The following is an 11,037-nucleotide window of genomic DNA, read 5'->3' on the forward strand; positions in this document are numbered from 1 at the left end:
GATTGTAGTTTTCATTCTCAAAGACTTTTTGAACAGCCTCATAATACTCTTTCTTCAATAACTGAATATGTGGCATTCTATCTATCGGCATCAACGCACCAAAAATGGTGCGTTTCTCTATTTTGTGCTATAATAGAAATAAATAAAAGGAGGAGTTACATGATTGGAGAAAATATAAAAACGTTACGTAAAACACATAAATTAACGCAGCCTGAATTTGCAAAGATTGTTGGTATCTCTAGAAATACTCTGAGTCGTTATGAAAATGGGACAAGTCGAGTTTCGACAGAATTAATAGATCGTATCTGTAAGAAATTTAATGTTTCTTATATCGATATCGTAGGAGAGGAAAAAATGCTCACACCAGTAGAAGATTATCAGTTAACTCTGAAAATTGAAGTGATTAAAGAACGAGGGGCGAATATCTTAGCGCAACTTTATCGTTTTCAAGATGAACAAGGAATTGCATTTGATGATACTTCGAATCCTTGGGTTCTAATGAGCGATGATTTGTCTGATTTGATTAATACGAGGATTTATCTTGTTTCAACTTTTGAGGATATAGAGCGATTTAATGGCTATTTGGATGGTATTGAACGTATGCTAGAACAAGCTACTCATCTGGTGGTGGCTTAATGAAACTAGAAGAATTTAGTCAAGATAATTTTGAACAAGCCTCCAAACGACTCGTTCGTTCTTTAACTCGTGGGAAAACAACCTCATCTCATCCTGAGGCTATTTTGCTCGGTGGACAGAGTGGTGCTGGGAAAACAACGATTCATCGTATTAAACAAAGGGAATTTCAAGGTAATATCATTATCATTGATGGAGATAGTTATCGCTCTCTTCATCCGAACTACCATGGCCTACAGGAAAAATATGGCAAAGATAGTGTGGATTATACCAAAGTATTCGCGGGACAAATGGTTGAATATCTTGTAGATAAGTTGAGTAAAAAAGGTTATCATTTATTAATCGAGGGGACCTTGAGAACAACAGAAGTTCCCCGAAAAACAGCCCAATTATTGGCAACTAGAGGATATCAAGTCTCACTTGCACTGATTGCGACCAAGCCAGAATTGTCCTATCTCAGTACCTTGATACGTTATGAAGAGCTCTATACTATAGATCCTAGTCAAGCTAGAGCGACTCCTAAAGAGCACCATGATGGAATTGTAGAACATTTAGTTGATAACTTACGAGAGTTAGAAAATGATAATATTTTTAATCAAATTCAAATTTTTCAAAGAGATCAATCGTGTATTTATGATTCGGAATTAGATCAAATCTCAGCAGCAGAAGTTCTACAAGAATGCCTCTTCGGAAAATGGAGTAAGGTGGAGGAAGAGATGTTGAAGATGGGACAGGAACGGTTGAGAGAATTAATGGAAATGAAAAAAGGTATAATTGATGGAAATTAAAAAAATCTATATTCAACATTATCGTTTATTAAACGATTTTTCTTTAGAGTTGAAAAATGATTTATCCTTAATTGTGGGTAAAAACAATTGTGGCAAGACTTCGGTTTTATCTGTGTTAGAAAAAATATTCAATAAAAATTCCAATCGCAATTTGGTATGGGAAGATATTAATTTAAATCATAGGAGGGAAATCTTTGAGAATATAAAGAGAGTCTCTGATATTCCTGATTCAGAATTATCGTCTATTTTAGGGATTAATCTTCAAATTTGGATTCAATACTCAGAATCAGATTCTTATCAAAATATCCAAGGATTTATGATGGATTTAAATCCCGAAAATAATTTTATTATTCTTGAATTTTCGTATATAATTCCTACTCAAAAGCTTCGCGAGATAAGTAGTTTGACTTGTGATTTTGCAGATGATTTTTCAAAATTTGAATCATTTATGAAGAAAAATCTGAATAAATTTTTCGAAATACAGATTTATTCACGTGGATATAATCCTATTACTCAAGAAATGACAGAAGAAAAGTCTGATTTACATGAAATGAAAGATGTTCATAAAATTATTAAAGTAAGAGGGATTAGTGCTAGTCGAGAAGTATCTAATAAAGAAAATAACCATTCATTATCTAAGACATCAAATCGATTTTATAAATTAAATAATGGCGAAGAAATTAACAGTAAAGCAAATAATTTACTGCAATCTGCTATTTTAAAGGCAGATGAAACTTTAACCAGAGCATATAGTGGTGATGATAGCGTAGAAGGAATTTTTACTTCAGTCTTTGAACGCGTCAAAAGATTTGGTGGAAATGATAGTGAAGCAGAATTAGCAATTCATTCATCACTATCTGAGAAAGATATTTTAAGCAATAATACGACATTGTATTATAAGCATGACGATAGTCTATTACCTGAAACATATAATGGTTTGGGATATTTAAATTTATATGGAATTATTTTTGAAATTGAAACTTTAATGGCAGATATAAAAAGCGAACCTGCTGATATTAACCTAATATATATTGAAGAACCAGAATCACATACACATCCACAATTACAGTATATTTTTATCAAGAATATTAAAGATTTGCTAAAGGAACACAATGATGAACTAAAAGAAAGTGGAGATTTTAGTTGTATTCAAACTTTAATTACAACTCATTCCTCTCATATAGTTTCTGATTGTAACTTTGATGATCTAATTTATTTTAAACGTGATAACGGTACAGCAGTATCAAAGGCTTTTAATTCATTGAAAGAAGAATATGGTGATGAACAACTAGGATATAAATTTGTAAAGCAGTACCTTACTCTCAATAGTAGTGAATTATTTTTTGCTGATAAAGTCATTTGTGTTGAAGGTGATACAGAAAGGATTTTAATTCCTACGATGATGCAAAAGGTAGATACAACCAATCCAATAAATCAAGCTTATAATACAATGCCATTGCTTTCTCAAAATATTTCAATCATTGAAACAGGTGCCCATTCACAAGTGTTTAGGAAGTTATTTGATTTTTTAGGAATAAAAGTATTGATAATTACGGATATTGATCCAGCAAATAAAAATGAAAATAATCGCTTAACTTCTTGCTCAGCAGTAGATGCTACCTCTACGACAAATGCTTCAATTAAAAATTTTTTTGATATTTCTGGAGATGAAGTTTTTTCAATAGTAGCTCAAAAGAGTTTGGCAGAAAAAATAACATCAGATGGTAGAATTCGTATTGCATATCAAATTCCCGAAGATGAAAATGGTTATCAGCCTGCTAGTTTTGAGGATGCTTTTATCAGTTTAAATAAACAATTCATTATTGATCAAAAAGCTGGTTTTATTCAATTTGAAGCTTTAAAAGACTTTGATGATAGTGAAATAGAAGATTTCTATAAATTTGCTAGGGATAAAGTAAACAAAAAATCTGCATTTGCATCAAGTTTATTATATTTTGAAGGTGAAGAAAATACTTGGAAAGTACCTAAATATATTTCGGAGGGATTATTATGGTTGAGAAAACAGTAGAACCAGAGGTAGAAAAAGTATTTGAAGTAATAAAACAAGGTCAAAATTTTATCCTTGAGGGTGGTGCTGGGAGTGGGAAAACTTATTCATTAATTTCCATTATTGAAAAAATATCTATGGAAGAACCAAAAAAATCGATTGTATGCATTACTTATACTAACAATGCTGTTGCAGAGATTAGATCTAGAATCATTAATGATAATTTACGGGTTTCAACTATTCACGATTTTATATGGCATGTCATTAAAAATTTCCAAAAAGAGATTAAAGAATGTCTTGTTGAGTTAATAAATGATGATGAACAAATTCTATTCGTTGCTCCAAAGGAAGTATTAGGTGAGGAACTTATTTCGCTTGATTACTTTGATAGTGTTCGTGTTGAATATACTGAATGGTATTCTATGAGCATAACTGAGCAAAATAAAGTTCAAATAAGTCATGACCATGTTCTTATAGTTGCTGAAAAAATGTTTTCTAAATATAAGAAGTTGAGTGATATTTTAAAGGATACTGCAAACTATATTTTTGTTGACGAGTATCAAGATACGAGTCCCTTAGTTGTAAAAATTTTATTAGAGCATCTCAGAAAGAGTACTAGAGATAATATTGTAGGTTTTTTTGGAGATTCAATGCAGGCTATCTATGACTCAGGAGTGGGAAACATAGATTCCTATGGTCTTGAAAAAATACAAAAAAATCAAAATAGACGTAATCCACGAAAAGTTATTAATTTAGCAAATAAATTTAGAAGCGATGGATTAGTTCAGATTCCTTCTAGTGATGTAGCGGCTCCAAACATGAATAATGGTAATGTAATTGAAGGAACGGTGAAATTCATTTATGGTGATGGTATTACCCACCTTGAAGATCTTAGAAATAGCGAACTATTTAAAGAATTAGAGTTTGATATACCACAGAAAACAAAGGAATTGCGATTAACACACAAACTTAATGCAGAAACGGCTGGGTTTTCTAAACTATTTGAATTGTATAGTTCTGATTTGCTTGTGAAATTAATTACAGATATGAAGAAAAAATTTAATGCAAGTGAGTTAGTTGATAAAGGAAAAACTTTTGAAGAATTAGTAGAAGAAGCTCAAATTGTTGTTAGAAAGGGTGGTCCATTAATAATTGATATTGTCAAATCTATTCCAGAACTTTTAGCCATTTACGAAGAAATTAAGACATTTTCATTTGAAGAAGTGATTAGTAAGAGTAAAGTTAATAAAGATTCTTTATTGGCCTATAAATTTAATGGTTTAAGTAGTAGATATGAGGCGGGTACAGATAGAGATAGGATTCTTCAAAGATTAGATCTAATCTTTGAACTAATAGAACTATATAAAATAGGTAAGCATAACGAATTTTTGCGTATTACTTGCTTTAAAATAACTTCGTCCGCTGATAAAATTAATCTATCTAAAATTATGAAAGAAATCTCTGATAATGATATTACAATTGGAAAAGTCATAAAACTTGCAGAGAGAACTGGATTAATTTCAAAGGACGACTTATTTACTAATTTTATAGAAAATAAGGGCTATTATTTATGGTTACGCCTTGAGAAATTACCATTTCAAGAATATGTAAATAGTATTGCTTATCTTAGAGAATATGTATCTGTCATAACTCAGCATAAGGTTAAAGGCAGTGAATATGAGAATGTCTTAGTTTTGTTAGATAATGGAAGATGGAATCAATATAATTTTAATTCTATATTTGGTAAAGGTTCATCTAATGAGAAGGTTCAAAACAGAACTAAGAAACTATTTTATGTTACAATCACTAGAGCAATGAAAAACTTAATTGTTTATATGCCATGTAATGACCAACAGATTCTTGAAAAAGCTAAAGATTATTTTGAACAGAGTGATATTGTTGATGTTCTGTCATTAGTTGATGAGTAAATAAACTTTAACAATTGTTGAACTGAAAGTTGAAGGAGCAATTATGATTACATTGGAAAATGATTTACTTGAATTTGATATTACAGGAATTTTAGGCTATGAAATCAATCAACATATTGATTTTTATAATACTGGAGTAGAAGAAGCTTATGTTGCAATAAAAAATAATGATGACAGTAAAGCTCTGGCCATTTTACGAATATTAAAATCACAACTAGACATAGAGTATAAGTATTTTGATTCTAAAAGGTTTTGGGATTTTGGTGCATTAAACGATGCTTATAGTTATGTTGATGGTATAAATAGAGCTAGTCGAGCATTGGTGGGAGCACCCAATTATCGAAATATGAAATCTATGCTCTATGACATTCAAGATTATATGACTAGAACAAGATTTGACGATGATAGGTATTATGGAAATGTATTCGCTTTAGCTGTTGACAAATATTTAGATGAGATGACAGCCTCGGAACGTCATTCGCGTTTTGGAATATTCCTTCAAGGGATTAGAACGTTTTACCATCGACCAGGAAAAGGTACAGCAAAACAATGCATTACTCTATCTAAAGGTCTCGCTCTTAAAGATATAGAACCTTTTATCTTCGTAGAGCATATTGAGAGATATTTGTAATAATTTATAATGCACTCCGTATATCAAATGTACAAAACAATAACAATTCAAATGGTGTGAACTTTTTGGTAAAATCTAGCTCAATTTGTGTATTTTTAGAGTAAAGTTCACACCATTCAACTGAAATTGATTCAAATTAGATGAAATTCTGTTTTCTGTAAATGTGGGAAAACATTGATTTTAAGAGGATATTGAAACTTATTCAAATAAAAGTGTTTCCAACCAGGTCTTAAGAAAGCTCGTAAAGCTTCACAATTCTCAAAACGTTAATTCGTTACTGGACAGCAGAATACAAACGAAAACACTTTGCATCTTGCAAGGTGTTTTTTGTATGAGAACTGGCGGTGCGCAATTAGGACAGCTCTAGCGACTTTAGTCGCGTAGAGATATGCTATGCACAGTTGCCCCAAGAAAACAAGCGAAGCGATGTTTGATTGGATGGCAACCACTGCACTCAAAACGTTAATTCGAAAGAATTACTATACATACAAAGAGCACCTTTCAAGGTGTTCTTTTTTAGATTTTTTTACTAAATTGGTGCAATTGACACAGTTGTTGCGACTTTAGTCGCTTACAAATATGGCTGCAATTCGACGAAGTTAATTACCTTAAATTTTTAGTTGATATGATATATGATTGTCGTCTTAATATCTTTTGATTCTTTGATACTTTTGTATGAGGACAACTGAATTTTTGAAATAGAATATGATGGATATTGATAGATGAAGCTTATTTGGCATTTTCTTTTATTAAGACATATTGCTTATGCAATAGTTGAAATAGATGTCTAAGGGATTCTTATATTTTGTCAGGATTTCTTATAAATGTTGGCTATAAATTAATAATTCTTTCAATGGCCTCAGTTCTTATTAGATTATTAGTTGTTATAAAATATTTGTAATTATCTTTACGTAGTGCTATAATCAAAGAAATAATATAGTGACTATAATTAAAGGAGTTGCGCAATGAGACACAATTTTTTTGAAACAAAAGAACGTTTTTCTATCCGAAAGTATTCTATCGGGGTTGCTTCTGTTTTATTATCGACGTTATTTTTTGCTTGTGGAAGTGTTTTTGCGGACGAAGTGAAGAATAATACAGATTCACAAACTTCAGTTGTCGCACAAGAGAATCAAGGTGAGAGACACAAGGAATCTGGTCTTGAAGCCAATGAAGATGTAACGCAAGCTAACACTAGTGTTACGCCGAGTGAATCAGCCTTTCCAACGTCACAAGCTAGTGCCGAAAACTCTGCAAATGTGATTAAAGAGGAAAAGACTGAAAGACAATCAAATGAAGTTGTAGCACCAGCTAGAACTAGTACTACAACAGCTGAGTCGACCTCTCCAACTTCACAAGCTAGTGTCGAAGCCCCTGCACATGTGGTTAAAGAGGAAAAGACTGAAAAACAATCAAATGAAGTTGCAACACCAGCTAGCACTAGTGTTGCACCAGTTGAGTCAGCTTCTCCAACTTCAAAAGCCAATGCCGAAGCCTCTTCATCTGCAGCTAGCGAGAAAAAAACTGAGGCACAACCTACAACTAGATCAAGACGGTCTAAAAGAGAACTGCCTTCATCAGGTGGTGCAACAACCTATGTGAAAACAGGTGATACAATTACCGTACAAAATCCAGATGTTGAAGTGAATTTTCCAAATGGTAACGGATTGTATGCTCCAGCTGAAACTGTGATACATATGGAAATTCCTGATGATATAGAGATTAAACAAAATGATAAAATTGTTGTGGATATTCCAGATGCGATCAGAATTCCTACAAGTCTCCATTATGATGTGACTGGACCAAGTGGCGAAGTTATCGGAAATGCTTTTCTTGATTCAGTCAAAAATAAAGTAGTTACAACTTTTACAGATTACTTTGAGAAAAATAACACTTCAAAACAATTTACTTTAAAATTTAGTACTGGATGGAAATCTTATGTAAAACCAAATGTTCCAACAGAGCTTAATTTTAGTGGCCGGAAAATTACAGTGACAGTAGGACCAGAGACTGCACCAGTACCAGTAGAAAAAACCAAGGTTACGAAGTACGGAGAAGCAGTTACTGGACATCCAGAATTAATTCGATGGACTATTCGTCTTAATTCAGGAAGCCTAGTAGCACCACAGGTTTTAACAAATTACCAATTAATTGATACTCTACCAGATGATCAAGAGTTAGTTCAGGATGGTGATCCAGTATTAAATGAATTTGATGCAAATACAAAAGCAACATGGAGGTTGGGACATGCGACGGATATTCCTTCCGATCATGTAGATTTGTGGAATGGAAAAGCTCTGAGAGCTGAAAAGGTTCAGTCAATTTCACCGTGGATATCTAAAGGAAATGCGATTCAATTGCTAGAGAATATTAAGGAAAGTTCAAATGGCTTTTCATTTAAGATAGCACAACTGAATGAATTGGTTTACGTTCGTTATATGACTAGGCTGAAGCAAGTTCCAAATACAAATGAAGAACTCCAACAAAAGCATGGGAATGATATTAAAATCACATACAACAGTGGAGAGGAGCAGAGCTATCAGGCAACTTTTGCGTTTAAGGCCGATGGATCTGGATCTGCGACGAAAGCAAAGAAACCAGCAAGGGTTGATTTATCATTTACAAAACAATTGGATGGAAGAAAGTTGAAAGCTGGAGAATTCACTTTTAATTTAATTGATCAAACAGGTCAAGTAGTTGATTCTCAAACGAATGATAGTTTCGGTCATATTACTTTCATTCCACAGTTATTTAACCATGCTGGTGTTTACCACTACACAGTTGAAGAGGTTCCAGGAAAACTGACTGGTATCAATTACGATAGTATGAAAGCTGAAGTGACCATCACGGTAAATGATAACGGTGATTCCTACGTAGCTCAAACGACTATGCCGGCTGATACAGAGTTCAATAATACTTTCACACCGTCTCCTGTAAAAGTAAATCTGGAATTTAATAAAGCACTTTCAAATGGTGATTTGAATGCTGGTGATTTCAGTTTTAAATTGACAGGTGATAACAATATCAATGAAACTGTGACAAACAAGGCTGATGGGAAAGTTACCTTCAGCGAATTGTCATTCGATAAAGTTGGTGTCTACAACTACACTGTTAAAGAAGTGAAGGGTAACAAACCTGATGTAGACTACGATGAAATGACTGTCGCAGTTAAGGTGACTGTAACAAAAGATGAGGATTCAGGTCTGTTAACTGCCAAAACAGAGATGACTGCAACAGGTGGTGAAGCAACTGGTGCGGATGACAAGACATTCAATAACCATGTCGTTGCTCCTGTCACTGCGCAATTTGACTTCACTAAAGCTCTTGCAGGTCGTCAGTTGAAAGCTGGTGAATTTAGCTTTGAGTTGGTAGACCCAAGCGATACTTCAACAGATCCAAACGGAAAAGTTCTTCAAACGAAGACAAATGATGCCAATGGACTTGTGAAATTTGATGCTCTTACCTTCAAGAATGGTCAAGAAGGAACGCATAAGTACATCGTACGTGAGGTTCAAGGTTCACTTACTGGGGTAACTTATGACCCAATGAAGGCAGAGGTGACAGTGACTGTAACGAAAGATGGCCATACTCTTACAGCGACCAAAGCTCTTCCAACAGATACCGAGTTCAATAATATCTTTACACCGACAGCAACCAGTGCCCAATTCAATTTCACGAAGAAATTGGAAGGAAAAACGCTTGAAGATGATGCCTTCACCTTTGAATTGCTTGAAAATGGCCATGTAATCCAAACGAAGAAGAATAAAGCTGACGGAACGATCCAATTTGACACCATTTCATATGATAAAGAAGGAACTCATACCTATACTGTTCGTGAAGTAGCGGGAACAGATACAGATATTGACTACGATACTATGAACGCAGAAGTGACTGTTAATGTCACTAAGAATGCGACAACAGGTGTCTTGACAGCCAATGTCACAATGCCAGCGGATAGCGAGTTTAACAACTATGCGGTAGCGCCAGTGACAGCGCAATTTGACTTCAGTAAAGTCTTGGCAGGACGCACTCTAAAAGATGGAGAATTCAGTTTTGTCTTGAAAGATGCGAGCGGTCAAGTTCTCCAAACGAAGACCAATGATGCATCAGGTAAAGTAGCCTTTGATGCGCTCACATACAAGAACAACGAAGTTGGTGTTCATAAGTACACCGTAGAAGAAGTAGCAGGCTCAGAAGCGGGAATGACCTATGACCCAATGAAGGCAGAGGTGACAGTGACTGTAACGAAAGATGGCCATACTCTTACAGCGACCAAAGCTCTTCCAACAGATACCGAGTTCAATAATATCTTTACACCGACAGCAACAAGTGCCCAATTCAATTTCACTAAGAAATTGGAAGGTAAAACACTTGAAGCTGATGCCTTTACTTTTGAATTGCTTGAAAACGGCAATGTGATCCAAACGAAGAAAAATAAAGCTGACGGCACGATCCAATTTGACGCCATTTCATTTGATAAAGAAGGCACTCACACCTACACTGTTCGTGAAGTAGCGGGAACAGATACAGACATTGACTATGATAGCATGACTACCACAGTTATAGTAACTGTTACGAAAGACGCTACTACAGGCCTTTTAAGTGCTAAGACTGAAATGACTTCAACAGGTGGGGAAGCAACTGGTACTGATGACACAATTTTCAATAATTACTTTGTAGCTCCAGTTAAAGCACAGTTCAACTTCACCAAGAAATTAGAAGGTCGTGAATTGAAGGCCGGTGAATTCAGCTTTGTTCTTAAGGACGAAAAAGGAAATGTGATCGAAACAGTAACGAATAATGCGGATGGTAAGATCCAATTCTCACCTCTTACATTTAAACGTGGTGAAGAAGGTACTTATGTTTATCATGTAGAAGAAGTGAAAGGTACTGAAGCCGGTGTCATTTTTGATCACATGATCGCTACTGTAGGTATCACAGTGAAGAAAGATGGTAAAGTGTTGACAGCGACGACTCAGTTACCAGAAGATACAGAGTTTAACAATACTGTTATTCCGCCAACACCGCCAACACCACCAACACCATCAA

Annotated in this window: 6 protein-coding genes; all 6 read left to right on the forward strand. The window is 34.3% G+C overall.

Translation table 11 applies throughout. From position 1 onward, the window contains the following. The first annotated feature begins 159 nt into the window (after window positions 1-159). Entirely contained in the window at window positions 160-636 is a 477-nt protein-coding gene (gene pezA, locus HMPREF2832_RS02295; protein ID WP_070505417.1) for a type II toxin-antitoxin system antitoxin PezA, read from the forward strand. Next, on the forward strand, window positions 636-1,421 hold the full coding sequence (gene pezT, locus HMPREF2832_RS02300; RefSeq protein WP_070505419.1) for a type II toxin-antitoxin system toxin PezT: 786 nt from the start codon (window positions 636-638) through the stop codon (window positions 1,419-1,421). Before pezA ends, pezT begins: the two co-directional genes overlap by 1 nt. After that, a complete protein-coding gene (locus HMPREF2832_RS02305) occupies window positions 1,411-3,450 on the forward strand; it encodes an ATP-dependent nuclease (protein ID WP_070505457.1) in 2,040 nt (679 codons plus the stop codon). Before pezT ends, HMPREF2832_RS02305 begins: the two co-directional genes overlap by 11 nt. After that, window positions 3,432-5,357 carry an ATP-dependent helicase gene (locus tag HMPREF2832_RS02310; protein ID WP_070505421.1) on the forward strand — a complete coding sequence of 642 codons (1,926 nt, stop codon included), beginning with the start codon at window positions 3,432-3,434 and terminating at the stop codon, window positions 5,355-5,357. The genes HMPREF2832_RS02305 and HMPREF2832_RS02310 overlap by 19 nt, the downstream gene beginning before the upstream one ends. A 43-nt stretch (window positions 5,358-5,400) precedes the next feature. Further along, window positions 5,401-5,988 carry a hypothetical protein gene (locus tag HMPREF2832_RS02315; protein WP_070505423.1) on the forward strand — a complete coding sequence of 196 codons (588 nt, stop codon included), beginning with the start codon at window positions 5,401-5,403 and terminating at the stop codon, window positions 5,986-5,988. A gap of 965 nt (window positions 5,989-6,953) precedes the next feature. Continuing rightward, window positions 6,954-11,037, forward strand: a 4,084-nt coding sequence (locus tag HMPREF2832_RS02320) for a Spy0128 family protein (protein ID WP_083306309.1), incomplete at its 3' end; no start/stop codon positions are given.

The organism is Streptococcus sp. HMSC073D05, from assembly GCF_001812015.1.
Taxonomy (GTDB): domain Bacteria; phylum Bacillota; class Bacilli; order Lactobacillales; family Streptococcaceae; genus Streptococcus; species Streptococcus parasanguinis_D.

Coding starts and splice junctions, on each gene's coding strand:
- HMPREF2832_RS02305 (WP_070505457.1), top strand. CDS start 1,411: ATGGAAATTAAAAAAATCTATATTCAACATTATCGTTTATTAAACGAT.
- HMPREF2832_RS02310 (WP_070505421.1), top strand. CDS start 3,432: ATGGTTGAGAAAACAGTAGAACCAGAGGTAGAAAAAGTATTTGAAGTA.
- pezT (WP_070505419.1), top strand. CDS start 636: ATGAAACTAGAAGAATTTAGTCAAGATAATTTTGAACAAGCCTCCAAA.
- HMPREF2832_RS02315 (WP_070505423.1), top strand. CDS start 5,401: ATGATTACATTGGAAAATGATTTACTTGAATTTGATATTACAGGAATT.
- pezA (WP_070505417.1), top strand. CDS start 160: ATGATTGGAGAAAATATAAAAACGTTACGTAAAACACATAAATTAACG.